This is a genomic window from Breoghania sp. JC706 (assembly GCF_037026715.1).
Lineage (GTDB): Bacteria > Pseudomonadota > Alphaproteobacteria > Rhizobiales > Stappiaceae > Breoghania.
This window is the reverse complement of sequence record NZ_JBANCG010000005.1, coordinates 197,171-223,199: the sequence shown is the minus strand read 5'-3', so window position 1 is coordinate 223,199 and position 26,029 is coordinate 197,171. Positions and strand designations below refer to the sequence as shown.

The 26,029-nt window shown below is 65.3% G+C and carries 20 protein-coding genes and 2 tRNA genes; 11 read left to right on the top strand and 11 right to left on the bottom strand.

The window, feature by feature from the left end; all coding sequences use genetic code 11:
* Nucleotides 1-97 precede the first annotated feature (97 nt).
* The gene (gyrA, locus tag V2L18_RS12030) at nucleotides 98-2,938 is read left to right on the top strand and encodes a DNA gyrase subunit A (protein WP_336178499.1); all 2,841 of its coding nucleotides are present in this window, start codon (nucleotides 98-100) and stop codon (nucleotides 2,936-2,938) included.
* A gap of 144 nt (nucleotides 2,939-3,082) precedes the next feature.
* Here the strand turns inward: gyrA and V2L18_RS12025 are convergent, their stop codons facing one another.
* A complete protein-coding gene (locus V2L18_RS12025; RefSeq protein WP_336178498.1) occupies nucleotides 3,083-3,439 on the bottom strand; it encodes a hypothetical protein in 357 nt (118 codons plus the stop codon).
* A gap of 422 nt (nucleotides 3,440-3,861) precedes the next feature.
* Here V2L18_RS12025 and V2L18_RS12020 point away from each other — a divergent pair, with 422 nt between their 5' ends.
* The gene (locus tag V2L18_RS12020) at nucleotides 3,862-4,365 is read left to right on the top strand and encodes a DUF192 domain-containing protein (protein ID WP_336178497.1); all 504 of its coding nucleotides are present in this window, start codon (nucleotides 3,862-3,864) and stop codon (nucleotides 4,363-4,365) included.
* 330 nt (nucleotides 4,366-4,695) lie between these two features.
* The gene (locus V2L18_RS12015; protein ID WP_336178496.1) at nucleotides 4,696-7,863 is read left to right on the top strand and encodes an autotransporter domain-containing protein; all 3,168 of its coding nucleotides are present in this window, start codon (nucleotides 4,696-4,698) and stop codon (nucleotides 7,861-7,863) included.
* A 97-nt stretch (nucleotides 7,864-7,960) separates the two neighbouring features.
* Here the strand turns inward: V2L18_RS12015 and V2L18_RS12010 are convergent, their stop codons facing one another.
* From V2L18_RS12010 to V2L18_RS11995, 4 genes are all read right to left on the bottom strand, one after another.
* Complete coding sequence (locus V2L18_RS12010; protein ID WP_336178495.1) at nucleotides 7,961-10,591, bottom strand: ATP-binding protein; 2,631 nt, start codon at nucleotides 10,589-10,591, stop codon at nucleotides 7,961-7,963.
* Between the two features lie 429 nt (nucleotides 10,592-11,020).
* Nucleotides 11,021-11,097 (bottom strand) — tRNA-Arg (locus tag V2L18_RS12005).
* Nucleotides 11,098-11,231: 134 nt separating this feature from the next.
* The gene (locus tag V2L18_RS12000) at nucleotides 11,232-11,537 is read right to left on the bottom strand and encodes an ETC complex I subunit (protein ID WP_336178494.1); all 306 of its coding nucleotides are present in this window, start codon (nucleotides 11,535-11,537) and stop codon (nucleotides 11,232-11,234) included.
* A gap of 117 nt (nucleotides 11,538-11,654) precedes the next feature.
* Nucleotides 11,655-11,731: transfer RNA gene (locus V2L18_RS11995), tRNA-Pro, on the bottom strand.
* 261 nt (nucleotides 11,732-11,992) lie between these two features.
* Between V2L18_RS11995 and V2L18_RS11990 the strand changes: the two genes are divergently transcribed.
* Nucleotides 11,993-13,132: a DUF2336 domain-containing protein gene (locus V2L18_RS11990; protein ID WP_336178493.1), complete on the top strand. Its 1,140-nt coding sequence runs from the start codon at nucleotides 11,993-11,995 to the stop codon at nucleotides 13,130-13,132.
* 29 nt (nucleotides 13,133-13,161) lie between these two features.
* Here the strand turns inward: V2L18_RS11990 and V2L18_RS11985 are convergent, their stop codons facing one another.
* On the bottom strand, nucleotides 13,162-13,995 hold the full coding sequence (locus tag V2L18_RS11985) for a phosphodiesterase (RefSeq protein WP_336178492.1): 834 nt from the start codon (nucleotides 13,993-13,995) through the stop codon (nucleotides 13,162-13,164).
* Between the two features lie 31 nt (nucleotides 13,996-14,026).
* On the opposite strand from V2L18_RS11985, the gene V2L18_RS11980 reads away from it, so the two are divergent.
* The 5 genes from V2L18_RS11980 to V2L18_RS11960 all read left to right on the top strand — a co-directional run bounded on the left by V2L18_RS11980 (nucleotide 14,027) and on the right by V2L18_RS11960 (nucleotide 18,322).
* Nucleotides 14,027-14,194 (top strand): hypothetical protein, encoded by a 168-nt coding sequence (locus V2L18_RS11980; protein WP_336178491.1) that lies wholly within the window; start codon nucleotides 14,027-14,029, stop codon nucleotides 14,192-14,194.
* Nucleotides 14,195-14,283: 89 nt separating this feature from the next.
* The gene (locus tag V2L18_RS11975; RefSeq protein ID WP_336178490.1) at nucleotides 14,284-16,218 is read left to right on the top strand and encodes a glycosyltransferase family 39 protein; all 1,935 of its coding nucleotides are present in this window, start codon (nucleotides 14,284-14,286) and stop codon (nucleotides 16,216-16,218) included.
* Nucleotides 16,215-17,198: a phosphatase PAP2 family protein gene (locus V2L18_RS11970; protein ID WP_336178489.1), complete on the top strand. Its 984-nt coding sequence runs from the start codon at nucleotides 16,215-16,217 to the stop codon at nucleotides 17,196-17,198. The genes V2L18_RS11975 and V2L18_RS11970 overlap by 4 nt, the downstream gene beginning before the upstream one ends.
* 4 nt (nucleotides 17,199-17,202) lie before the next feature.
* Entirely contained in the window at nucleotides 17,203-17,994 is a 792-nt protein-coding gene (locus V2L18_RS11965) for a glycosyltransferase family 2 protein (RefSeq protein ID WP_336178730.1), read from the top strand.
* Nucleotides 17,984-18,322 carry a lipid-A-disaccharide synthase N-terminal domain-containing protein gene (locus V2L18_RS11960; protein WP_336178488.1) on the top strand — a complete coding sequence of 113 codons (339 nt, stop codon included), beginning with the start codon at nucleotides 17,984-17,986 and terminating at the stop codon, nucleotides 18,320-18,322. The genes V2L18_RS11965 and V2L18_RS11960 overlap by 11 nt, the downstream gene beginning before the upstream one ends.
* Nucleotides 18,323-18,985: 663 nt before the next feature.
* Here V2L18_RS11960 and hspQ read toward each other — a convergent pair.
* From hspQ to V2L18_RS11940, 4 genes are all read right to left on the bottom strand, one after another.
* Nucleotides 18,986-19,309, bottom strand: a complete 324-nt coding sequence (gene hspQ / locus V2L18_RS11955; protein WP_336178729.1) for a heat shock protein HspQ — start codon at nucleotides 19,307-19,309, stop codon at nucleotides 18,986-18,988.
* A 168-nt stretch (nucleotides 19,310-19,477) separates the two neighbouring features.
* Complete coding sequence (locus tag V2L18_RS11950; RefSeq protein WP_336178487.1) at nucleotides 19,478-20,518, bottom strand: CoA ester lyase; 1,041 nt, start codon at nucleotides 20,516-20,518, stop codon at nucleotides 19,478-19,480.
* Between the two features lie 121 nt (nucleotides 20,519-20,639).
* A complete protein-coding gene (locus tag V2L18_RS11945; protein WP_336178486.1) occupies nucleotides 20,640-21,998 on the bottom strand; it encodes a globin-coupled sensor protein in 1,359 nt (452 codons plus the stop codon).
* A gap of 125 nt (nucleotides 21,999-22,123) precedes the next feature.
* Entirely contained in the window at nucleotides 22,124-23,209 is a 1,086-nt protein-coding gene (locus V2L18_RS11940) for a COX15/CtaA family protein (RefSeq protein ID WP_336178485.1), read from the bottom strand.
* A gap of 171 nt (nucleotides 23,210-23,380) precedes the next feature.
* On the opposite strand from V2L18_RS11940, the gene V2L18_RS11935 reads away from it, so the two are divergent.
* Entirely contained in the window at nucleotides 23,381-23,578 is a 198-nt protein-coding gene (locus V2L18_RS11935) for a DUF2842 domain-containing protein (RefSeq protein ID WP_336178484.1), read from the top strand.
* Between the two features lie 248 nt (nucleotides 23,579-23,826).
* Here V2L18_RS11935 and V2L18_RS11930 read toward each other — a convergent pair whose 3' ends face one another.
* The gene (locus tag V2L18_RS11930) at nucleotides 23,827-24,777 is read right to left on the bottom strand and encodes an AEC family transporter (RefSeq protein WP_336178483.1); all 951 of its coding nucleotides are present in this window, start codon (nucleotides 24,775-24,777) and stop codon (nucleotides 23,827-23,829) included.
* Nucleotides 24,778-24,950: 173 nt separating this feature from the next.
* Between V2L18_RS11930 and V2L18_RS11925 the strand changes: the two genes are divergently transcribed.
* Nucleotides 24,951-25,874, top strand: coding sequence for a lauroyl acyltransferase (locus V2L18_RS11925; protein WP_336178482.1), 924 nt, complete (start codon nucleotides 24,951-24,953; stop codon nucleotides 25,872-25,874).
* Nucleotides 25,875-26,029 lie beyond the last annotated feature (155 nt).

Sequence of the window (26,029 nt, the reverse complement as noted above, 5' to 3'; positions counted from 1 at the left end):
AAAAGAGAAATTGCGGCAAATTTGCAGTCTGTACATTTGGTGTGCAGGGCGGAATCGGCTATAAGGTGAGAATCCGTTCCAACCGACGAGAATTTTCTTGGCAGACCAGGACAATACGACGTCATCCGGCGGGTTGCCGTCGGACATTCGGCCCGTCTCGATTACCGAGGAGATGAAGCGCAGCTACCTCGATTACGCGATGAGCGTGATCGTGTCGCGCGCGCTCCCCGACGTTCGCGACGGCCTCAAGCCCGTGCACCGGCGCATCCTCTTCTCGATGTCCGAAAACGGCTACGACTGGAACAAGCCGTACCGCAAGTCGGCCCGCGTGGTCGGCGACGTCATGGGTAAATACCACCCGCACGGCGACAGCGCGATCTACGACGCGCTGGTGCGCATGGCGCAGGACTTCTCCATGCGCCTGCCGCTGATCGACGGGCAGGGCAATTTCGGTTCCGTCGACGGCGATCCCGCCGCCGCCATGCGATACACCGAGTGCCGGTTGCAGAAGGTCGCGCACACGCTGCTCGACGATCTGGACAAGGACACGGTCGACTTCCAGGACAACTACGACAACTCCGAAAGCGAGCCGTCGGTTGTTCCCGCGCGTTTCCCGAACCTTCTGGTCAACGGCGCCGGCGGCATCGCCGTCGGCATGGCGACGAACATTCCGCCGCACAATCTCGGCGAAGTCATCGACGCCTCGATCCTGATGATCGACAAGCCCGACGCCACGCTCGACGAGGTGATGGAGATCGTTCCGGGCCCGGATTTCCCGACCGCCGGCCTCGTCATCGGCAAGGCGGGCATCCGGTCCGCTTACGAGACGGGCCGCGGCTCGGTGCTGATGCGCGGGCGGGTGACGACCGAAGAGGTGCGCTCGGGCCGCGAGGCGCTGATCATCCACGAGATCCCGTATCAGGTGAACAAGGCGACGATGATCGAGAAGATCGCCGAGCTTGTTCGCGACAAGCGGATCGAGGGGATTTCGGACATTCGTGACGAGTCCGACCGTTCGGGCATGCGCGTCGTCATCGAGTTGAAGCGCGATGCGGTCGCCGACGTGATCCTGAACCAGCTCTACCGCTTCTCGCCTTTGCAGCAGAGCTTCGGCTGCAACATGGTGGCGCTGAACGGCGGCCGGCCGGAACAGCTCGGCCTGATGGACTTCCTGCGCGCCTTCATCGATTTCCGCGAGGAAGTCGTCAGCCGGCGGACCAAGTTCCTGCTGGGCAAGGCCCGCGACCGCGCCCATGTGCTGGTCGGTCTCGCCATCGCGGTCGCCAATATCGACGAGGTGATCAAGCTCATCCGCCATGCGCCGGACCCGGCGACGGCGCGCGAGCAGTTGATGGAGCGCGACTGGCCGGCAACGGATGTGGCAGCGCTCGTGGAACTGATCGACGATCCGCGCCACAAGGTGTCGGAAGCCGGCACCTACAAGCTGTCGGAAGAACAGGCGCGTGCGATCCTCGATCTGCGTCTGCAGCGCCTGACGGCTCTGGGCCGCGACGAGATCGGCGACGAACTGACGAAGTTGGGCGAGCAGATCTCCGACTATCTGGATATCCTGCGCTCGCGCCCGCGCATCTTCTCCATCATCAAGGATGAGCTGATCGCGGTTCGCGAGGAATTCGCCACGCCGCGGCGCACCGAGCTGCTCGAGGGCGGCGCGGACTTCGACGACGAGGACCTGATCGCGCGCGAAGAGATGGTCGTGACCGTCTCCCACGCCGGCTACATCAAGCGCGTGCCGCTGTCGACCTACCGCGCCCAGCGGCGCGGCGGCAAGGGCCGCTCCGGCATGGCGATGAAGGAGGAGGATTTCGTCACCCGCCTCTTCGTCGTCAACACGCACACGCCGGTGCTGTTCTTCTCCTCGCGCGGCATCGTCTACAAGATGAAGGTCTGGCGCCTGCCGCTCGGCGGGCCGACCTCGCGCGGCAAGGCGCTGGTCAACATGCTGCCGTTGCAGCCGGGCGAATTCATCAACACGATCATGCCCTTGCCCGAGGATGAAGACACCTGGGGCGAGCTCGACGTGATGTTCGCCACCTCCAAGGGATCGGTCCGGCGCAACAAGCTGTCGGATTTCACCCAGGTGAACCGCAACGGCAAGATCGCCATGAAGCTGGAGGAAGAGGACGGCTCGATCATCAATGTCGAGACGTGCCGCGAGAGCGACGACGTCCTGATGACGACGGCGCTCGGCCAGGCGATCCGCTTCCCCGTGACCGCCGTGCGCGTCTTCCAGAGCCGGGCCTCGACGGGCGTGCGCGGCATCTCGCTGGCCGACGGCGACCGCGTCATCTCCATGTGCATCGTCAACCACTTCGAGGCGACCTCGGACGAGCGTGCCGAATATCTCAAGCGCCGCCGTCTGATGCGCGGCGAGACAGAGGACGTGACGCTGGAAGGCGAGGGCGATGGCGACGAGGCGGCCACCTCCGGCGGCGAGCTTTCCGAAAGCCGCTACGTGGAGATGAGCGCGATCGAGCAGCACATCCTCACCATCTCCGAAAACGGCTTCGGCAAGCGGACCTCGTCATTCGAGTACCGGATCACCGGGCGCGGCGGCAAGGGCATCGCGGCCATGACCGTCAACGAGCGCAACGGCAGCCTGGTGGCTTCGTTCCCGGTCGAGGAAACCGACCAGATCATGCTGGTGACCGACGGCGGCCAGTTGATCCGCTGCCCGGTTGACGGCATCCGTGTCGCCGGTCGTTCCACCCAGGGCGTCACCGTGTTCCACACCGCCAAGGACGAGCATGTCGTGGCGGTGGAGCGGATCTCGGAGGACGTGAACGGCGAAAACGGCGAGGACGATCTCGACGAGGACGGCGAGGGGCCGGACGGTCCGCTCGATGCCGGTCCCGATGGGGATGCCGGTTCCGATGGCGCGACTGAAGGCGATGCCGGCGGAGAGCCAGAAGCCTGAGCTTGGGGCCGGATGTGACACGGGGCGGCACCGCGGCCTCGTGAACCCGAATACCCCTCCTTGAAACACGACAGGGCCGCCCGGAAAAGCCAGGCGGCCCTGTTTCGTTTCGCTCCGCGGGGAAAGAGCGTCAGGAACGTGCGGTCAGGACCTGCGCGGCGTGCGGGTCAGGACGGAAAGCTGTTGGTCGGCGTCGCGGAATTCGACGGTGCGGCTCGGCGCCAGATTCAGATTCTGCTTCTTCGACAGCGCCTTCAGGCAATCCTCGCTCCAGTTGCCCCAGGCCTGACCGGCGCAGGCATTCTCGTAGCCGATGGCCTGGCGGTCGCTCTTGACCGGTCCGGTGGCGACGGCGCTGGAGCCTGCGGTCGCGAAGCTCACGCCGAAGAATGCGAGGAAGAAGATGAAAAGCGAGGCGATCGCTGCGACCGTCATCTCGCGCGGGCGGAGGTTGAAGGGCAGCGAGGTCGGTAAGCTGTCGTTTTCCATGTAATAGGCCATGACGATGTTCCCTGCATGTCGCGTGGCCGATTTTCGGCCTCATTGGAGATCATCATGCTCCAGCGGAAACCGGGACGCCGTGACCGCGGTCACACAAAAGCGTCAGGTTTTTGCCGAAAGCGCGCCTCCTTTGAAGAACAAACGCCAAAGAGTGGCGATCCGTTCCCGCAGGCCGGCTCCGCTGAACCGACGCGCGGGCGTCGACACCGCTTGGCGTCGGCAGGAAAGCGATCGAATTCAATATCCTGCCTGGTGATTTTCGAAGAAGACTTGCGGAAAACATGCCTCCGCCATCCGGTGTTCCGGGCGGCGGAACAACCGCGAAACGAGCGACGATGCCGGCAAAACGTGGCATAAGGCATCGGCGCCCGGATCATTTCAGCCGCGGTGGCCGCCATTGTTCGCGCAACAGGAGTTCGTCGATGTCCTCTCGTCCTGTCCGGGCCGCCAACTGGCGGCTTCCGTTTTCGCTCAGCCTTGTCGCGGGGCTCGTCGCGCTTCTGGTTGTGCTGAGCGCTCCTGATAGCCAGGGGCAGGCGGCGGAGACCGAGCCCCTGACGGTGGTCACGCAGACCGGCCGGCACGATTTCAAGGTCGAGGTGGTGGCGACGCCGGCCGACCGGGCGCGCGGGCTGATGTATCGCAAGTCCGTGCCCGAGGGCACCGGCATGCTGTTCGATTTCCAGTACGAGCAGCCGGTCTCCTTCTGGATGAAGAACACCTACGTGTCGCTCGACATGATCTTCATCCGGGAAAACGGCGCGATCGCGCGCATCGCCAGCGACACCACGCCGCTGTCGGAAGACGTGGTTCCGTCGGGCGTGCCGGTTCGCTACGTGCTGGAGGTGGTGGCGGGGACCGCCAAGCGGCTGAAGATGCAGCCCGGCGACAAGGTCGTGAGCGAGCGATTCGGCGCCGCCAAATAGCGGTCCTTATCAGGTGTGCCAGCGGGAATTGCCTCTGCCGGAAAGCCGGTGGAGGCGTCAGCGCGAGAGACAGGAATATTACAGGCGAAATCGCAAATCCGCACGTCTGTGGTGTCGGTGCCACGGAAGAAGATCTTTCGGAGCAATAGATCGGTAAGTTAACTAACGAATGTAAGATATCTGTATGTAAATGTTGCTCATTTTTTAAAAATGGCATTGAATGTGACGGGAATGTGGTGCGATACCGGTCGGCAAAATTACCGGCCGGCACGAGTGGGAACCTGACGTTTACGCAGCGGCGCCCGGCGAAAAAATCGCGGAGTTTGTCGCATGACCGACACCAGGCTTCTGCTTGCCTCGACCGCCCTTGTTTCTGTATTGGCGTTGACGCCCGCCCTGGCAGAAACATATTGGACCGGCGACTTCAACAACGAGTTCAACGTCTTCGAAAACTGGGACAGCAACTTCAACGGTGGCGACCTGGTGATCGACGGCAACCACGCGGTCACCACGTCGACGGCGACGATCGCCACCGACATCAACTCGGTCAACGCGCCTGACAACGGACCGCGATCGCTGGTGATTTCGGGTGGCGCCACGCTGACCAGCACAATCTCGAACTACGCCGCTATCGCCATCGGCTGGTCGGCGGGCTCCACCTCCACCATAACCGTGACCGGGGCGGGGTCCAAGCTGGTGGTCGAGGGCACCAACGCCTGGACCAACATCGGCTGGCAAGCCGGCGCCACCGGCATCCTCACCGTTGCCGACGGCGGCACCTTCGAAACCAACTATCATGTTTCGGTGGGCCAGGGCGCCGGCTCGAATGGCACGATCTCAGTTGACAACGCCAACCTCAATATCCTGAACTCCGGCCAGCTCATCATCGGCTACGGTGGCGACGGTACCGTCAACATCGCCAACGGCTCGACCGCGACGCTGACCGGCCACGTCTTCGTCGGCAACGGCGCCAACCTCACCGGCAACCTCAACATAACGGGCGGTTCCACCACGACGGTGGGCGGCCAGCTCATCGTCGGCGTGGGCAGCAACTCCGTCGGCAATGTCACCGTCTCGGGCGGCTCGACTCTCACCGTCTCTGATTATCTGGTGCTGGGTCTCGGCACGACCGGCAACGCCACCTTCAGCGACAGCGGCACGACGGCGACCTTCAACGGCCCGTTCTACGTTGGCTACACCAATGTCGGCAATTACACCGTCGAGAACGGTGCCAGCACCACGGTGTCGACCACCGCTTACATCGGCCACGCCGCCGGCACCAACGGTACGGTCACGGTGACCGGCTCCGGCTCGTCCTTTGCCGCCATGGGCAACGTGATGCTCGGCGAGGCCGGCACGGGCAACATGACGGTGTCGAACGGCGCTGAGGCGACCGTCACGGGCAACCTGTCGGTCGGCGCTGGCATCTATTACGACGACGATTACGACACGACCTCCTACAACACGACGGCCTCCGGCGCGCTGACGGTGACCGGCTCCGGCTCGACGCTGACAGTCGACGGCACGCTTTATGCCGGTAACCACGCCAACGGTACGGTGACGGTGTCCGGCGGTGGCGCGATCAGCGCTGGAGAGGTCGTCATTGCCAGCGAGACGGGCTCGACCGGCACGCTCATCATCGGCGGCGCCTATGATTCCACGGCGAGCGACGAAGGCGCGGCTGCTTCCGGTACGCTCGACGTCACCACGATCGCCTTCGGCGATGGCGACGGCGAAATCGATTTCAACATCTCCGATGCGGACGTCTACACCTTCGCCAGCGCCGTCACCGGGGCCGGCGACATCTACGTCTACAACGGCACGATCAGCCTGACGGGCGACTACAGCGCCTATACCGGCGACACCACCGTTTCCGGCGGCACGCTGCTGGTCGATACCGACACGTTCCTCACCTCCGCGATTTCGGTTGCCGACGGAGGAACGCTTGGCGGTACGGGCACGCTCACCAGCGTGTCGCTGGCCTCTGGCGCGACGATCGCTCCGGGCGATAACGGGATCGGCACGCTGACGGTTTCGGGCGGCGACGTCACGTTCGTCTCCGGATCGACGCTTGCGGTGCAGGCGGCCAGCGACGGGACGTCGGACCTGCTTGATGTCACCGCGACGGGCACGGGCGGCAGCGTGACCATCGAGGACGGCGCGACGCTTTATGTTTCCGGGCTGAGCGGCGATCCGGAAGCCGGCTATTCGCTGGCCTCCAGCTACACGGTGCTGACGGCGACGAACGGCATCACCGGCACGTTCTCGTCCGTGACCGACGATTTCGTCTATCTCGATGCGAGCGTCGATCAGGACGCCGACGAGATCCGGGTGCAGCTCGTGCGCAACGACAAGACGCTCGGCTCCGTGGTCTCGTCTGGCAACCGCAACGGCCGCGCCGCCGCCAACGCCCTCGACGGCCTCGGCGATACCAACGAACTCTACAACGCCGCGCTGTGGATGACGGGCGGAGACACGGACCGGACCTACCAGGAGCTTTCCGGCGACAGCTATCCCGGGACGTCGCAGGCGATCATCGGGGCGACGCGCTATTCGCGCGACATCGTCGCCAGCCGTGTGCGCTCCGCGTTCAACGGCGTCGCGACAATGGAAATGTCCACCGTCGCCACCCACGGCGACGGCACCGAAAAGGACGTGTCGTCAAGCGGCGGGCCGGTGCTCTGGGCAAAGGGCTACGGCGCCTGGTCGAAGCTCGACGGCGGCACCGGCGTCACCGGTTTGCAGAGCGTCAGCGCCGGCGTGGTCCTCGGTGCCGACACGCAGATCGCCGATGCGTGGCGTGCCGGTGTGTTCGCGGGCTATGGCCACACGCACGCCCAGGCGCGCGGCATCGTGTCGGAGAACGACGCCGACACCTTCCAGCTCGGCCTTTACGGCGGCCGCCAGTTCGGCGCTCTGGGGCTCAGGTTCGGCGCGAGCTATTCCTACAACGATGTCTCCGCCGACCGCACGGTCACCGTTGCCGCGCTCACCTCGGATCTGAGTGCCGACTATGCCGCGCACACCGCCTACGGCTTCGCCGAGCTCGGTTATCTGTTCCGCTTCAACGATACGAAGGTGGAGCCTTTCGCGAACCAGGCGATCGTTTATCAGAACACCGACGGCTTCACCGAAACCGGCGGCTCCGCGGCGCTGTCGGTTGCATCCAGCGACCAGACGCTGGGCGTCTCCACGCTCGGCGTGCGCTTCGAGCAGGATCTCGCCGGCTTCTTCGAGGGCCCGTTCGCGCTGACGGGATCTCTGGCCTGGCAGCATACGTTCGGCGACGTGGACGCGGAAACGACCATGCGCTACGCCGCAGGCGGCGCCGCATTCCGGGTCACCGGCGCGGCGCTGGACCGCGATGAGGCGGTGTTCTCCGCCGGATTCCGCGCGCAGCTGACGGACAGTGCCGATTTCTCGCTCTCCTACGAGGGAACGGTCGGCGAGGACAGCCAGTCGCACGGCGCGCAGGCAACCGTCGCGATCCGCTTCTGACCGGCGTCAACGCAGCAAGGCCAAGCGGCGGCCTTGTGGCCGCAGATCAAACGGGGCAAGCGGCGGCCTTATGGGGCCGCCGTCCCGGCAAGGGCGATCAGGACGCCGTGCGCCGCCGCCGGCCTTGCTTTTGCGCCACCAGCGCCCGGATCTGCGCGGCGACATCGCCGATATGCTGTTTCGACTTCACGAGCGTCAGGTCGATGAAGGGGAGCTCCTCGGCGGGCGCGTCGAGTGCGGTCAGCACGACAATGGCCGTCTCCGCGGGGTCGGGGAGGGCGTCGAACAGATCGCCGGCGTTTCCGCTGCGCAAATCGGTGTCGATGATGACGAGATCGAACGTGCGCTCGCTCAGGCGTTGTCTGGCGTCCTCCACCGTCGTCTCGTTTGTCAGTTCGATGTCGTCCTCGAGCGCGATCCGCAGGATTTCGGCGAAATCTGCGTCTTCTTCCAGATGCAGTCCCGAATACGTCGGGACCGGGCGCGGTCCGGTCTGCGGGGACCGGTGGTCTCGTCTGTGAGCGAGCGGAAAGGCGACGCGAAACGTCGTTCCCTCGCCGGGCTCGCTCACGAACCCGATCTCACCGCCCATGCCCTCCACCAGACGCTTGGTGATGATGAGCCCGAGGCCGGTTCCCGTGCGGTGCGCCGAGGAGCTGGCGTCGGCCTGGCTGAAGGGCATGAAGATCTTGTCGCGGAAATCCTGCGGAATACCGGGACCATGGTCGACGACGGAGATGACGGCCGCGCCATCCTGGCGTTCCAGGGTGACCTCCACGCGGTCGTTCTCGGGCGAGAACTTCACTGCGTTGGAAATGAGGTTCGCCATCACCTGCTGAAAGCGGTCCTGATCGATCTGGCAGGCGAGCGGTTCGTCGGCGACGGCGCTCTTCAGCGAGACCTTTCGCTCCTGGGCCAGGCCGGCGTTCAGCTCCACCGCCTTGGCGATCTCGCCGGCGAGATCGCAACGCCCCATGCGGAACTGCATCTTCGAGGCCTGCAGCTTCTCGAAATCCAGAATGTCATTGACCAGCAGGATCAGCCGGGACGTATTCTTCTGCGCCATGGAGAGCATACGGGCGATCTTTTCCGGCACCGGCTTCGCCATGAACTGTTCCGTCAGCGCCAGCGCGCCGCGGATCGAGGTCAGTGGCGTGCGCAATTCGTGGCTGACGGTGGCGACGAACTCGGAGCGGATGCGCTCCACCTCGCGCCTTTCGGAAATGTCGCGGATGACGCCGCTGAACTTCATCCGCCCGTTGACGACGAGCGCGCAGACGCCGATTTCCACCGGGATAAGCCGACCGTCGGCTGCGATCACCTCCAGCTCGCGCACCTGCCCCGCCTGACCGGGCGTCTTGAGCTTGCGATAGACATCGCGGAACAGCCGTTCGTAGTGCGAAATCGGCTGAGGCAGCAGACGCGTCACGTTCTGGCCGATGATCTCTTCGGCGCGGTAGGCGAAGATGCGTTCGCAGCTAGGATTGAATTCCTCTATCGTTCCCAATTCGTCGAGCAGGATCAGGCCGTCGGCCACGTTGTGGACGATGACCTTGGCCCGGGCCTCGCTGTCGATGAGCGCCTGTGTGCGCTGGCGGAACGAGCGGGCGAGATCGCCGATCTCGTCCCCGCGATCGGTCGGCAGAGCCGCGATGAGCTTGCGGTCCGGCAGGCTCGATATCATTCCGGTCAGCTCGCCCAGCGGCTGGATGAAGCGCCGCGCGAAGATGATGGCGATGACCCCGAGCACGAGCGCGGCGACGAGCGATATGGCGAGCACGCGGTTGCGCACGGCCACGGCGTCGGCGAACAGGTCGGCCGTGGGCAATTGTGTTGCGAAGCCGATCTGCGCCGACTGCTGCGCGAACCGCCCCGAATCGCGCACGAAATAGGCGATCGTGTCGCCGATCTCCACCACACCCTCGCGATCGGTGCGGCCGAGGATCCGGGAGACGAGCGGCGGCGGGCGACGGGAGGGATCGGAGCGCAGTTGCAGGGTCACGCGGTCGATCGGCTCGCCGGGTGAGCGCTGGACGTAACCGCCTTCGCCATTGACCGCGACCGCATAATTCTCGTCCGAATGCGGGCCGATCACCGCGCGCAGCACGGCTTCGTAATCGGCATCGATGACGATGAGCCCGAAGCGCTGGCCGGTGACGTCGTCCACCGGTGTCATGCCATGGACGGTGAGCATGCCGCTGCGCGTGTCACCCCCGGACGCGCCTTCTGGTAAGATGTCGGAGAATGCGACCTCGTTGGAGGGAAGGGAGGCGCCGAAGCGGATGTAGCGCTCTGCGACGTCGGGGCGCACAGAGCGGTCGGGCGCGGTCACCGTGCCGCGCTGGGAGCGTTCCACCCGGAGGATCTCGCGGGTTTTTTCGCCGAGTTCGACGAAGCGGAGCCGGGTATATTCGGGATTGTTGTCGAGAACCGAACGGAAGGTTGCCGCGAGCCGCTCGCGCCAGAGGGAAGTGGTGGAGCCGTCCGCGGGGTCGGTCCCCGCATTGTGCGTGCTTCTGATGATGCCGCTGACGGCAGCGGTGCCTGCGACGGTACGAAGGTCCCTTGCGATCGTGGAATAGGCCTTGTCGAAGTGATGGGCCATGTCCCGCGTTTCCGCGGCGATCTTGGCGATCGCGTTGCCCATGGTGATGTCGCGGATCTGCGTGAAGGCCACCACCCCGATCGCGGCAGTGCTGGCAACGACGCAGAAGCAGACCAGAAACATGATCCGGTAACTCATCGATCCGAAAAGGCGGCGTTTCGTCCGTTCCATTTTCATCGAGCGAAAGCTGTTTCTGCTTGATGGATATGATAACTTATAAATGCGGTAAGAAGATAATAATTAGTGTTCGCATCACGGCGGATAATACGTAAGTAAATATGCGAGTGGGATGCGAATGGATGCTGGAATTGTGTGGAATGGTTCTTTTATTTGAAATGAATTTCGGAACTTTCGCGGCGCACTGCTAGAGCATATCCCGATCAGATGGAGCCTATCCGATCGGAAAGCGCTCTGGTGGTACAAGTCCCGCTTCAGCGACTGCACTCGCGGACATCTTCCGGGGCGATGGGGGAGTGGCCCGCCGGACGGCGGACGAGGTGCGCGGCTATCGTGGCGCTTTGGGAACCGGCGCGTCGTGCGGTCCGGAAAAAGTGGCGACCCCGACAGGATTCGAACCTGTGACCGACGGCTTAGAAGGCCGTTGCTCTATCCAGCTGAGCTACGGGGCCGGCTTGGCGGCGTGCGGTGACGCGCGTTGCGAGTACGGTGCCACATGCGCGCAGGAAAGTCTCGCGCCGCGCCGCTTCCCGAGAGGCCGCGAACGGGCCTTTCCAGATCTTTTTTGCCTGATCCTTGCGGGAGCTCAGTGCGTCCAGGGCGTGAGGCGATCGGAGCGGAAGTTGTCGGCGTAGGCCATGGGACGGATCTTGCGCTCGTGCGTCTCCGACACCCGGTAGGGGATGCCGCGCGCCTTGGCATAGGCCACCGCTTCCTCGCGCGTGTCGAAGAACAGGCGGATCTGGCCGTTCATGTCGACCGACGAGGTGTAGCCCATCAGGGGCTCGATCTCGCGCGGGCTTTCCGGCTCGTAGTCGAGTGCCCAGCGTTTCGTCTTCGCCTTGCCCGACTGCATCGCCGTTTTGGCGGGACGATAGATGCGTGCGACCATGACCGTCTCCGAATTCTCGTTCTTCACCAGATCCGCGCCTGCCCTCGTACCCATCGGACAGAGAGGCGAGCGTGCCGCCATATTAGCTCAATGGATCTGGCAACCATCGAAAAAGATTGGTCGGGGCAGCAGGATTTGAACCTGCGACCCCCTGGTCCCAAACCAGGTGCGCTACCAGACTGCGCCATGCCCCGAGCGGTGGTATCCGCGAGGGTTGGATACACGAGAAAAGCGCGCGCCGGCAAGCGCATATCAAGCGCATACGACGATAACCGCCAATCTCGTGTCGCCGCCGCCGCAAAGGCGGCACTTGCCAAACTGCAATGGCGCGCGAATGCGCTGCGCTGTTTACCGGTGGGAAAGCATAGCGGACGGTCGCAGCGGCGCCGTCCGCTGCAACATGCTAATATTTAGGGTGAATTCGGGACAATAGCGGTAAAATAAGGGGCAAGAACATGCCGGTGTCGAAACTGGTGGAGCTGGCGCGCGACCGCAGCGCCAAGGGCAGAACGGCGCTGGTCAAGGCGATTTCGGACATCTTTTTCCAGGAAACCCACATTCCCGGCGACATCGAGAAGCGGCTGTTCGGGGACGTCGTCGCCCGGATTCTCGATCAGGTGGCCGACGAGATCCGCGCCGACATCGCCGATCAGATCGCCCGCTCCGAACATGTCGACCGCGAACTGGTGCTGACGCTGGCGAACGATGACGCCGTTGTCGCAACCCCGATCCTGCAGATGTCGCCGCTGCTCTATGACGACGACCTCGTCCAGATCGCCCGCACGTGTGGCGAGACCCATCGCTCCGCGATCGCAGGGCGCCCCGCGTTGGCAGAAGCGGTCACCGATGTGCTGACCGAGGTCGGCGGTCCCGACGTGCTGCGCAAGGTCGCCGCGAACCGCGGCGCGCGGTTTTCCATGGCCGGGCTCGGCCATCTGCTCAATCGCGGCGGACAGGATCCGGAGGTTCAACGGAGCCTTGCCGAACGTGGTCGCGACGAGGACGGTTTTGCCCGGAACCTGCAGACCTCGCTGACCGACGAATTGCGCACGCGCCTCGGCGCTTTCGCCACACTGGTGGAAGCGGGCCGCTTCGAGGAGGCGGCGCGCCGTGCCTCGCTGATGATCGAGGAAGGCATGAAGGAGAATGCCCATCGCCAGCTGGAGCGCGACGCGCTCTACGACGCGGTGCGCGAAGGACGCCGGACACTTGATTCGGTCATGAGCGAACTCGCGATGGAGGACAGGCTCGGCGACTGCATCTGGCTGCTGGCGATGCTCTTGCGGCTGGAGGAGGCCACGCTGAAGCGCTCGCTCCTTCATTCCGACGTTTCGGCGGTGGTGATGCTGTGCCGCGCCACCAGCATGGGCACGCAGGGTTTCTGCGCCTTCAGCCGGTTGATCTGCAAGCGCGTGGGGCGCAACGAGAGCGAGGTCAGCACGCTGACCGAAGCCTTCAGCCGCACACGCCAGGAAGATGCGCGCCGCACCGTGCTGATGATTCGCGAGGCCCAGCGCTCCCGCATCGGCAAGCGCGATGACGCGGAAACGCCGGGAAAGTCCAGGGCGACGCCGGCGGCTACGGTGGCCGCGTAAGTCCGCGCGTTTGAAGCGCTGCCGAGCGCTCAGTACCCGGGCCAGGCGACGCCTTCGCCGGCCCAGAACGGGTACGGGCCGTCGGCCTTTTCCACATAGGCCGTGTGCGTTACCAGTCCCGCCTCCGCGCTCCAGTGGTGGAGGTAATAGGCGGGCGGTTCGAAATTGAACTGGGCCGGCGCGTCATCTTTCAGCGCCAGAACCACCTGATGCGCGACGCCCGGCGCAATGGTGACGACCTTGCCGCCGCAGGTCGCCACGATGCCGCGATGGTCGTGGCCGCAGATGATTCTCTCCACATGGGCATGCTTGGCCACGATATCGGCAACGGCCGCGCCGTCGCGCAGGTTGATCGCGTCCATGTGGTGGATGCCGGTGAGGACCGGCGGATGATGCACGGCGACGATCGTCGCGATGTCGGGCTTGGCGGCAAGCGTCTCGTCGAGCCAGGCGAGTTGCTCAGGCCCCAGTTCGCCGTGACCGGCGCCGGGAACCGAACTATCAAGAGCGACGAGGCGCACGTCGCCGATGGTCACCGCATAGCGCAGGCGATCGGCCGGACCCTGGTCGAGCCCCGGATAGCCGGGAAAGGCTTCCTTCAGCTGCGCTGAATGGTCATGGTTGCCTGAAAGCAGATAAACCGGCATGGGAAGCCGCGACAGGATTTCGCGCGCCACCACATATTCGCGCGGATCACCCTGGTCGGCGATGTCGCCGGTCACCACCACCGCATCGGGCGCGGGATCTAGGGCGCAAAGGGCCTCCACTGCGCGTTCCGCGAGCATGTTGGTCTCGCTCACCCGGTAGCAGGCGAGGCCGCGCGGTTTCAGGTGCAGGTCGGTGATCTGGGCGATAAGGGTCATCTCGGTCTCTGTGCTTGTCGGGGGCGGGGCGATGTGGGATGTGGCCGCCGGGGAGGCGGGCGAGCCGGGAGAGGTTTCCGTTCGCGCCAGTCTGCACCATTCGACAGCTTCGGGCACCCGCTTAGACGGCGGCGATGACGATGCGATGAAACGGCGCCGGGCCAAGCTCGGAATCGACCTTTGCCGCGTCATCCTGTAGGAGAGGCGCGTTCCCCCGCCCGTGGCGGGCGACCAATCATCCGGAGCCGGATTGTGAGCGATCCCGAGGAGCCCCGCAAAAGCGGGGACATGGCCAGCGAAGACACGCAGAAGACACCCGCCGACCCGGCGCAAGCTTCCGCACCCGTGCCGGAAGGCGAACAGGCGCCGGAGTTGGGGGCCGGGCCGCAGGGCGCGCCCGAAGCCTCGCCCGGGTCTTTGCCCGAACAGGCGCCCGAACAGGCATCTGGGCCGTCGCCCGAACAGGCGTCTGCGGCCGAGGCGGCGCAACCGGAGCCTTCGCCGCAGCCCGCGAACGACGAGGACGGAACGCACGGCGCGCCGCCGCCCGTGGCCACGCCGCCGCGTTGGCTGCGCATCTTCGGCCATTCCGGCATCGCTGAGGTGCTGCTGATCGTCGTGACGCTCGCCGCCTTCCTGCCGGGCTTCTGGACCGTGCCGCCGCTCGACCGCGACGAGCCACGCTTTGCCCAGGCCTCGAAGCAGATGCTGGAGACCGGCAACTATTCCGACATCCGCTTCCAGCAGGAGGCCCGCTACAAGAAGCCCGTCGGCATCTACTGGTTGCAGGCGGCGGCTGCCAAGGCGACCGGTTATGGCGCTGATGCCCCGATCTGGGTCTACCGGCTGCCCTCGATCATTGGCGCCATTCTCGCCGTGCTCCTGACCTTCTGGACCGCGCGCGCCTTTACCGGGCCGCCGCAGGCCTTTCTCGCCGCCCTGTTCGTGGCGGTCGCGGTCGTCGTCGGCGTCGAGGCGCGCCTTGCCAAGACCGACGCGATGCTGCTCGCCACCATCGTCGCCAGCCAGGGGGCGCTCGCCCGCATCTGGCTTTCGGGGAAAGCGCGACAGCCCTTGTCGCTGGTGCTGACCTTCTGGATCGCGCTCGGCCTCGGCGTGCTCATCAAGGGCCCCGTCGCGCCGATGATCGTGGGGCTGACGATCCTCGCGCTTGTCGCGATCACGCGACGCGTGCGCTGGCTGCGCTCCCTGCGTCCGCTGATGGGCCTCGGCATTCTCGTCGTGCTCGTCGCGCCGTGGTTCGTCTCCATCGGCATCGCCACCAAGGGCGCCTTCTTCCAGGAGGCGCTGGGGCGCGACCTGATCGGCAAGCTCGGCCAGGGGCAGGAGAGCCACGGCGCGCCGCCGCTCACACATCTGGCCGCCATGTTCGGCACGTTCTGGCCGCTGCCGGCCTTCCTGCTGGCGGCGATCGCGCCGGCCATCCGCAACCGGCGCGCCGCGACCGTCCAGTTCTGCGTCGCCTGGGTGGTGCCGAGCTGGATCGTCTTCGAGCTGGTCGCCACCAAGCTGCCGCACTACACCATGCCGCTGCTGCCGGGTCTTGCGATCCTCACCGCCTTCGGGCTGGTGGCGACGGCGGAGGCCGCGCCGCGCAGGTGGCTTGCCTGGATCATGGCGGTTCTGCTGGCGCTGGTGCCGCTCGTTCTGGCGGTCGGCTCGGCTGCGGGGCCGATCTATCTCGGCGTGAGCCCGTCGCCTCCGGGCGTCGTTCTGTGCGTGCTGGCCGCCATCGTCGGGCTTTATGGCGCGCGCGCCGTGCTGAGGGGGGCGGCGGTGAACGCCGTGCCGCGCGCGGTGCTGACCACACTTCTGCTCTATGCCGGCGTCTGGGGCTTCGTCATGCCGGCGTTGAGCCCGATCTGGGTGAGCCCGCGGCTGGCGGAGGCCGCCGATCAGGCTTCCGGTTGCGCGAAGGCGGATATCTTCTCCGTCGGCTTCAACGAACCGAGCTTCATCTTCCTGACCGCAACCGATACGAAGCTAGGAAACCCGGATGCGGCTGCGACATGGATCGCCCAGCCCGCCACGATGATGCCCGATTGCCGCGTCGTGGCGGTGGAAAGCCGGTATGAAGGCGATTTCCTCGACAAGGCGAAGGCGGAAGGGGTGGCGCTGGCCCTGTCGTCTCGGGTAGAGGGGGTGAACATCAACGGCGGACGCAAGCTCGACATCGCCGTTTACAAGCGGACGGGCCCTTGAGCGAGACGAACGTGAGCGAGACGAAACCGGACAGCGGCATCTGCCAGGAGCACGACGAGACGGAGACGGGCTGGCGCGGGCGGCTTCGCGCTGCCGGTCGGCGCTTGCGTGCGAACGCGTGCCTGCTGAAGGCAAATCTTGGCCGGCGCAACGGGCGGGCGCGTCGCACGTCCGATCCGCTGCCGCCGGGCCACCGGCCGCAGGATCTGCTCGCCATCCTCCTGCTCACCGTCGGCATCGCCGTGATCGCGCTCGACCGGGCCTCCTATCCCTGGATCCACGCGATGCCGCGCGAATACACCGCCTTCTTCCGCGCCATCACCGATATCGGCAAGTCGCACTGGATCCTGTGGACGACAGGTCTGTTCCTTCTCGGAACGATGACGATCGACTGGCGCCACGTCTCCTGGCGCACGCGCAAGGCGATGACGCTGGTGTGGACCTATTGCGCCTTCATCTTCTTCACGGTGGCGGCAAGCGGTGTGATCGCGCTGGTGCTGAAATGGTGCCTCGGCCGGCCGCGGCCGAAGCTGTTTGAGACCGTGGGGCCGCTCGGCTTCGACTTTCTCGCCTTCAACATCTCCTACACGAGCTTTCCCTCCGGCCACGCGACCTCGGTGGCCGCGCTCGCCGCCTCGCTGTGCCTGATCTTTCCCAGCTGGCTCTGGCTGATCGCGGTGTGCGGTTTCTGGCTGATCTTCTCGCGCATCATGGTCGGTGCGCATTACCCTTCCGACGTGATCGCCGGGACGCTGCTCGGCATTTCCGTGGTGCTGTGGACGGCGCGCTACATGGCTGTCCGGCGTCTCGGTTTCGCCATCGTGCCGGGCAAGGGAATACGCCCGATCGCCAGCGGCCGCAGCCTTGGCCGGGCGCTTTCAACCCTCGGCCGTGCCGCCGTTCGCGCCGGTGCCCGCAAGGAGGCGCGGCTTGCTCCCTCCCGGCCGAAAGACAACGAGACACATTCCGATGACCGATAACGAGATGCCCGCACCGTCTGGTGACCTTTCGGTGGTGGGCGATACCGGAGCTCCTCAGGTTTCGGTCGTCATTCCGGCCAAGGACGAGATCGGCAACCTGCCGGGCCTGATCGAGGAAATCCGCGCCGCCCTCGACGGGAAACGCACCTTCGAGGTGATCGCCATCGACGATGGTTCATCGGATGGCACCGACCGGATGCTGGCGACAATGCGCGCGACCTCGCCATGGTTGCGCCCGGTTCGCCATGCGTCGGCCTGCGGCCAGAGCTGCGCGGTACGCACCGGACTGCTGCATGCGCGCGGCGACATCGTCGTGACCATCGACGGCGACGGCCAGAACGATCCGGCCTACATACCGGCGCTTGTCGATGCGCTGGAGGCGGCCGGGCCCGCCGTGGCGCTTGCCGCCGGCCAGCGCGTGGGGCGCAAGGCGACCGCGTTCAAGCGTTTCGCCTCGAAGTTCGCCAACAGGCTGCGCGGCGCGATCCTGAAGGACAACACGCGCGATTCCGGTTGCGGACTGAAGGCGGTGCGCCGCGTGGTGTTCCTGAGGCTTCCCTATTTCGACAGCTGGCACCGTTTCCTGCCGGCGCTGGTGATGCGCGAGGGCTACGGCGTCGTCCATGTCGATGTGGTCGACCGCGAACGGCAGCACGGCGCCTCGAAATACGGCGTCTTCGATCGCGCGCTGATCGGCATTCTGGACCTGTTCGGCGTGTGGTGGCTGCGCCGGCGCCGCAAGTCGATCCCCATCGTTTCCGAGATTGCCCAAGATGGTGCCCAAAATGACAAGTGAGAGTTGGCTCGACGGCCTGGCGCAATGGGCGCATCAGGTCTTCGTTCTGCAGTTCGACGTGTGGGTGCTGCTGGGCTTCGTCGCGCAAGCCATGTTCATGATGCGCTTCGTGGTGCAGTGGATCGCGTCCGAACGCGTCGGCAAGTCGATCGTGCCGGTGGCGTTCTGGTTCTTCTCGGTGGCCGGCGGGATCCTGCTGCTGGTCTATTCGCTGATCCGGAAGGACCCGGTCTTCATCGCCGGGCAGGCGCTGGGGCTGGTGATCTATTTCCGCAACATCTACTTCATCTTCCGCGAAAAGAAGGAGGCGCTGCCGCCGCAGGAGTGACGGGGCGGGGGCTTTGTTGCCGGCAACAGGAACCTTCGATCCGTGAAAGTCTCTCGGGCGTCATCAGACACCTAGGGGAGATTCCGGATCTGCGAAGAGGTACTTCGCACCGCATCGCGTCCGGGATGACGCTGGAGGGGCGTGCAAGGGACGGCGCGGCTCCTCGTGGTGTCGTGGTTCAGCGCAAGCCGCCCATCCTTCGAGACGGCGCTGACGCGCCTCCTCAGGATGACGTTGTGTTTGTTGTTGTTTTCTCTGAAATAACACTACCGGAACGTCATCCTGAGAGCCCGGCCCGTAAATGGTATCGGGTTACGTGCGCCTGCACTATCCCCGTCATTGCCGGCTCCGACCGGCAATCCATGCCGTGATGTTTCGGCACGGTGTACTGGCGAATTCTCCCCTCATTTCAGATTCTTCCCGCGTGGATGTTTCACGGCATGGATCCCGGCTCGGAGGCCGGGATGACGGGGGGAGAAATAGAGACACATAACCGGTTACCATTTTCGGGTCAGACTTTCAGGATGACGTTATCGGGTTGATGGCGCCACGGAACCGTCAACGCACACAACGTCATCCTGAGGAGGCGGCGCAGACGCCGTCTCGAAGGATGGGCCACGGCGCAACCGTCCGCCGGACCTTTCGGCCCGGCCGGGAAACCCTCTAGTGAATCTCCACGCCGCGGGCGTGGTAGCTGCCGTCTTCCATCACGTCGAAGAGCTCGTCCACCTGCGGGTGGCGGACCGGTTCGCCGGTGTCGTCGGAGACGAGGTTCTGCTCCGAGACATAGGCGATGTATTCGCTCTCCTCGTTCTCGGCCAGCAGATGATAGAACGGCTGGTCCTTGCGCGGCCGGATGTCCTCCGGGATCGCCTCGTACCAGTCGTCGGTGTTGTCGAAGGTGGGGTCGACGTCGAAGATCACGCCACGAAACGGGTAGACCCGGTGGCGGACGACCTGGCCGATCCTGTATTTGGCCGATCGGATCCTCTCAATCAAATCGAAGTCTCCACGCGTGGTGAAACGCCCGCCGGCGGCCTCGCTGGAGGCGGCCGGCTGGTCTGGAATGTTTGTGCTCTTCATTGGGCGCCTTACAACGCATGCTTGCCCTTGAGTGTCAAGTGACACTCGCCGCAAGGTCGCCGACCCCGCACCTCACAAACCGTAGCGTTCCGCCATGTCGCGGTCCTTGTCGGCGACGCGGCGGGCGAGGTCCACGATCACCTTCGCCTGTTTCCAGGTCGCATCGTCCTGCATCTTGCCGTCGATCATCACCGCGCCGGTGCCGTCGGGCATGGCGTCGAGGATCTTTTTCGCGAACGCCACCTCGTCCGGATCGGGCGAGAAAACCCGCTTGGCGATATCGATCTGGGAAGGGTGCAGCGACCAGGCGCCGACGCAGCCCATCAGAAACGCGTTGCGGAACTGCGCCTCGCAGGCGGCAGCGTCGGAAAAGTCGCCGAACGGTCCGTAGAAGGCGCGGATGCCGGCCGCCATGCAGGCATCGACCATCTTGGCGACCGTGTAGTGCCAGAGATCCTGCTGGAAGGCGGTGCGTGGCGCATCGCCGTGCGGATCGGCGACGACGGCGTAATCGGGATGGCCGCCGCCGACGCGGGTGGTCTTCATGCCGCGCGAGGCGGCGAGGTCGGCCGGACCGAGGCTCATGCCGTGCATGCGCGGCGAGGCGGTGGCGATCGCCTCCACGTTCTTCACGCCTTCCGCCGTCTCCAGGATCGCGTGGATGAGGATCGGCTTGGAAATGCCGTTGCGCGCCTCGAGCTGGGCGAGCAGCTGATCGAGATAGTGGATGTCCCAGGGGCCTTCGACCTTGGGCAGCATGACGACGTCGAGCTTGTCGCCGGCCGCCGGCACGATCTGCATGATGTCGTCGAGAAACCACGGACTGTTGAGGCAGTTGACGCGGGTCCAAAGGCCGGTGGCGCCGAAGTCGTTCGCCTTCGCCATCTCGATGAAGCCCGCGCGCGCCGCGGTCTTGGCGTCGGCGGGAATGGCGTCTTCCAGATTGCCGAGCACCACGTCGACCTTGGAAATGAGGTCTGGCACCTTGGCCCGCATCTTCTCCACGTGCGGCGGCACGAAATGGATCATCCGTTCCAGCCTCACGGGCAATTCGCGATAGGGCGCGGGCGCCCCGATGGCAAGCGGCTGGTAGAAGGCGCGCGGTGTCTTCATGCGGGTCATTCCTCCCTCGGTCCCCGGATTTTGCCGACTGGTATAGCGCTTTTTGTGCACAGCACAAATGCATCGAAAGGCGAGGGGCTTGAGGGCAGGCGGGGCGGAGCGCCTCTCGCCCTTACGCGGCGCGGATGCGGTCGAAGAAGACGCCGATCTCCTTGCGCAGGGCTTCGACCTCGCAGCCGACCGTGTCGACCGAGCAGCCGACGCCCTCGCTTGCCGCCAGCGTTTCGCCCGCCACATTGCGCAATTCGTCGATGTTGGCGGAAACGCCGCTGGCGGCGGTGGCCGTCGTCTGCATGCTGAGGGAAATGTCGCCGATCGCGGACATGTTGCCGGCGATCGAGGCGCCGATCTCTCCCGATATGCCGGTGATTTCGGTCGTGGAGGACACGATGCCCTCGATCTCGTCGACCGTGCGCGTCGTCGCCTTCTGGATCGCGTCGATCTGGCTGGCGATCTCGTCGGTGGCGCTGGAGGTCTGTTCGGCGAGCTTCTTCACCTCTGCGGCCACCACCGCAAAGCCGCGCCCGGCTTCGCCCGCACGTGCCGCCTCGATGGTCGCGTTCAGCGCCAGAAGGCTCGTCTGCGCGGCGATGTCGTTGATCAGCGAGAGTACTGAGCCGATCCGGTCGGCGGCGTCCGCAAGCTCGTGGACCGTGGCACGGGTCGCCGTCGCCCGCTCGTGGCTTTCGCCGGCCAGACGAGTGGCCTTGTCCGACTGGTCGCGGATCGCGGCGACGGCGGATTTCAGATCGTCTGAGGCCTCCGCGCTCGCCGAGACGCCCGCACTTGCGCGCTCCAGCGCCCCGCCCACCCCGTCGGCCATGGTCTTGGTCTCGTTGGCCACATGGCCGAGCGTGCCGGCCATCTCGCGCATGGCGCGCATGACGTCGGCAATGCGCGAAAGCGATGTTTCCGTCGCCTCTTCCAGCACCCCGATCGCCTCCTCGCGGTGGCGCATGCGCCGCTGGCGGGCCTCGGCGTTCTTCTCCTCATAGACGGCGAGCGACAGGTCGAGGTCGAGCATGATCGCCCGCATGATTGCGCGGTTTGCGGCAAGCGCGCGGTTGGCGCGCAGGAAACCGGCGCCGCCGGCCAGCGCCATCAGCTCCCCCATGATGTGCTGATAGCCGGCTATGTACCAGCGCGGCTCGATGCCGACGCCGTAATGGGCAGAGCCGATCCGCATGATGCTGTCGAGATGCGCCGCGCCGAAGGGCTCGTTGAACAGCAGCTTCCAGTGACCCATCTGCGCCTTCTTCAGGCCGGCTGTATTGTCGGCGACCATCGCGCGGGTTTGCGGGAAGCGGCCCAGATGCACGTAGAAGCGATCGAGAACGCCCGGCATCTTCGCCGCGAGCTTCGGCCACAGGTCGGCGAGGATGCGGCGGTCTTCCGGCGAGAAGGAAGCGAAGGCCAGTCGGGTCTCGATGTCCAGCGTCGCGGAATTTGTTGTTGTTCTTGCCTTCGTCACGGTGCAGGCCTCCCAAACCGGCGTTTGAATGTATCGCCAGTTCTACGGATGCCGGGATAAACAAGGCCTTAACGATGGCGGAGGCCGCTAGGTTAATTTACGCGGCCCGCCGTTTCAGCCCGGCTTCAGGCGCTCGCGATCGGCTGGGCTGGATAAAAGCGCGAGGCATGGACGACCAGCGTCATCAGCACGAGCACGCCGAGCGCCTGGTGGGCGAGCGCCAGCCCGAAGGGGACCACCAGCAACAGCGTTGTGATGCCGAGGGCCGCCTGGATGAGGATCGCGCCCACGGCATGGCCAGCGCCCCATTTCAGCCGCCGCGACGCTCCGCTTGCACGCAGCGACCACCAGTGCCACAGCGCCACCGCCAGCAGCAGGTAAGCGCCGCAACGATGCTGGAACTGCACCGTGGTGATGTTTTCGAAGAAATTCACCCAGGCGGGCTTCATCATCAGCAGGCCGGAGGGCACCAGATCGCCGTCCATCAGCGGCCAGGTGTTGTAGGTCAGCCCCGCATGCAGGCCGGCGACGAGACCGCCGAGAAAGATCTGCAACAGACCCAGCCCGACCAGCAGGAAGGCGCGGCGGCGCGCGGCGGGTGGGGCGCCGGCCGAAATTTCGTCGTTTCGCGGCGACAACCGCTGGGCGAGCCAGAGCGCATAGGAAAGAATTCCGCAGGCGACCGTCAGATGCACCGCCAGCCTGTACTGGCTGACATCGACCCGGTCGACGAGGCCGGAGGCGACCATCCACCAGCCGATCGCGCCCTGAAAGCCGCCCATGGCGAAGAGCGTGACGAGACGGGGCTTGAGCCACGGCTCGATGCGTCGCGTCGCCCAGAAGAACACCAGCGGCACGAAAAAGGCGAAGCCGACGAAGCGGCCGAGGAAGCGGTGCGCCCATTCCCACCAGAAGATGCGCTTGAATGCGTCGAGGCTCATGCCCTTGTTCACGCGCTCGTATTCCGGCGAAAGCTTGTACTTGGCGAATTCCTCGTCCCAGTCGGACTGGCTGAGCGGCGGAATGGTGCCGTGGATCGGTTTCCACTCGGTGATGGAGAGGCCGGAATCGGTGAGCCTGGTGGCCCCGCCCAGCATCACCATGCCAAAGACCAGCAAGACGATGGCGTAGAGCCACAGGCGTATCCACTTGCGATCGCGCGTCGTCGGCGATGTCTCGAGGCGTCCCGTCAACGTGGTGTCGGCATTCATGGGCTGTGTTTTCCTCTCCCCCAAGGCGCATCCCCCGAGCCATTCGACCTAGCCCGAACCGCGCCGGCAGACAAGCCATTCCGCCCTCGACTTTCGCACCCTGGGGAAGCTAAACAGGTCGGCGCACCGCCTCCGGCAGATCGTCACGCCGCTCCACGCAAGGGACCCTCCATGCCGCCGCTCAAACGTCTTTTCGGCACCATCGTTCTGGTCGTCTTCGTGGTCGTCTACGCCTTCGTTGCCGCTGTCATCGGCGACATGACCATGGGCAGCGCCTCCGAGCTCACCCGCATCGCCTATTATCTGGTCGCCGGCCTCGCCTGGACCATCCCCGCCGGGGCAATCATCTGGTGGATGTACCGGCGCTAGGCCGCCTGGCGGGGAGAGCATGGGTGCGCTGACCGATCTCGTTCTCGGTTGTCATTCCCGCGGAGGCTGGAATCCAGCATTCCAGAGACGTTTGCGGCCCGTGCGCTACTGCTGGATCCTGTGGTTTCTGGATCCCCGCCTGCGCGGGGATGACATCCCGAACTTGGGGCATCTTGACCCAACAGCCGTGGTCGGGGCCGGGCAATGACAGAGGAAACAGCGGCAGTCGCCGAGCCCGGCCCGCCCGCTCACAATCCCGGCAGCAACCCGTTGGTGATCGCGTAGAGAAACCCGGTCACCGTCACGACGGAAGCAAGCGTGCCGAGCAGCACGATGGCCGAGGCGCGCTGGACGTAGGTCTGGTAGGCGGTCGCCATGACGAAGACGTTGGCCGCCGGCGGCAGGCAGGCCATCAGCACCGCGGTCGACTTCCACAAGGGGCTGATGCCGCCGATCCAGTTCAAAAGCAGCAGAACCAGCAGCGGGTGCGCGATGAGCTTGATGAACAGGAGCACCGGCAATTCACCGGGAATGCGCCCGAGCGGCCGGATCGCCACCGTCACGCCGAGCGCGAAAAGCGCGCACGGGGCGGCGGCGGAGCGAAGGAACGTCAGCAGCGTGTCGAGGGCTGCCGGCGGCTTGAAGCCGATGGCTGCGGCCGCAACGCCGAGCGCGGTGGCCACGATGAAGGGATGCGTGACGATCTGGCGGGCAACGCCCAGCGCCGCCTTGCGAAACCCCACCTTTTCCGTGCCGCCCAGCGCCATCAGCAGCGGCAGCAGGGTGAACAGCAGGATGTTGTCGAAGCAGAAGATCAGCGCGGTCGGCACGGCGGCCTGCGCGCCGAGCGTGGCCAGCGTGATGCCGGGGCCCATATATCCGATGTTGGAATAGCCGCCGGCCATGCCCTGGATGGTCGCCTCGCCGATGCGGCCGGTCTTGAGGATGCCGAAACAGAACGCCAGCGCGAAGGCGCAATAGGTGGAGAATGTGGTGGTGGCGACGAAGCCGAGATTGGCCAGTTCCTGGATCGGCGTCTTGGCCAGAAGCTGGAAGAACAGCGCCGGCAGCGCCAGATAGAGGATGAAGAAGTTCATCCATTCCAGCCCGGCGGCCGGGATGGAGCGAATCTTGCCCGAGACGTATCCCAGAAAGATCAGTCCGAAGAACGGCAGGGCGAGGGATATGACTTCCTGCATGGGTGGGAAAAATCCGGTGGGTTCGGCGAAAAGGAACGGCTGGGGTGGGCGCGATCGCCGTTCCGGTTGCGTCTGCCGGTCGGCTCGGGGTATCCAGAATTGCCTAACGGGTTACTTACCCAGGGTCAATTGGACGACAGGCCCGCGTCAGAACGGGCCGCACGAAAGACGACATGACCCCTCACCAACTCTCCCTCCCGATGAAGCTGCGCTATGGCGGCGAATATGCCCTGCTGCGGCTCGTTGCCGGGCTTATCCGGCTGATGCCGGTGGACGTGGCCTCGCGCGTCATGGGCCGGGCCTGGCGGCTCATCGCGCCGCACACGAAGCGGCACGCCCATGCGCTGGAACACGTCGCGCTGGCCTTTCCGGACATGGCGCCGGAGGAGCGCGAGAGGCTGGTGCGCGCCATGTGGGAAAATCTCGGCCGGATCGCGGCGGAGACCTTTCAGTTGGACCGCCTTCACGCCGAACCCGGGCGTTACACCTTCGACGTCGAGGAACTGCGCAGCTTCATCGCCGAGCATGGCGGCGCGGCCGTCGTCGTGTCGCTGCACACCGGCAACTGGGAGATCGTCGCCGAGCCCGCGCGCTATGTCGGGCTGGAGACGGCCGGCGTCTATCAGGCGCTGAAGAACCCCTATGCGGACGCCTATGTCACGCGGCTGCGTCAGCGCTACTTTCCCGGTGGCCTGTTCGCCAAGAGCCACAGCACCGCCCGCCGGCTGATCCAGCATGTGCGCGGCGGCGGGGCCATCGCCTTTCTGGCGGACCTGCGCGACATTCGCGGCGTGACGGTGCCGTTCTTCGGCCATCCGGCGACGGCCAATCCGTTTCCGGTGATGGTCGCGCGCACCTACCAGGTGCCGCTGATCATCTGCCGCACGATCCGCAAGGACGGCGCGCGGTTCCATTTCGAGGCCCGCGTGCTGGACATTCCGCGCGACGGCGAGCGCCAGGCCGACATCGTCGAAGGCACGGCGCGCATCCATTCGGTCTTCGAAGGCTGGATCCGCGAACATCCCGAACAGTGGATGTGGATCCACCGCAAGTGGGCCATGCCGAAGGCGAAACGGAAAAAACCGGCGCCAGAGTGATGGGGGGCAGAGTGATCGGGGGACTTGGTCTTTCCGGTTTTGCCGCGAGCAGGCCGCCCATCCTTCGAGACGGCCGCTCGCGCGGCCTCCTCAGGATGACGTTGTTCATGTTGATATTTCTGTGAAACCAAGAACAAGCACAACGTCATCCTGAG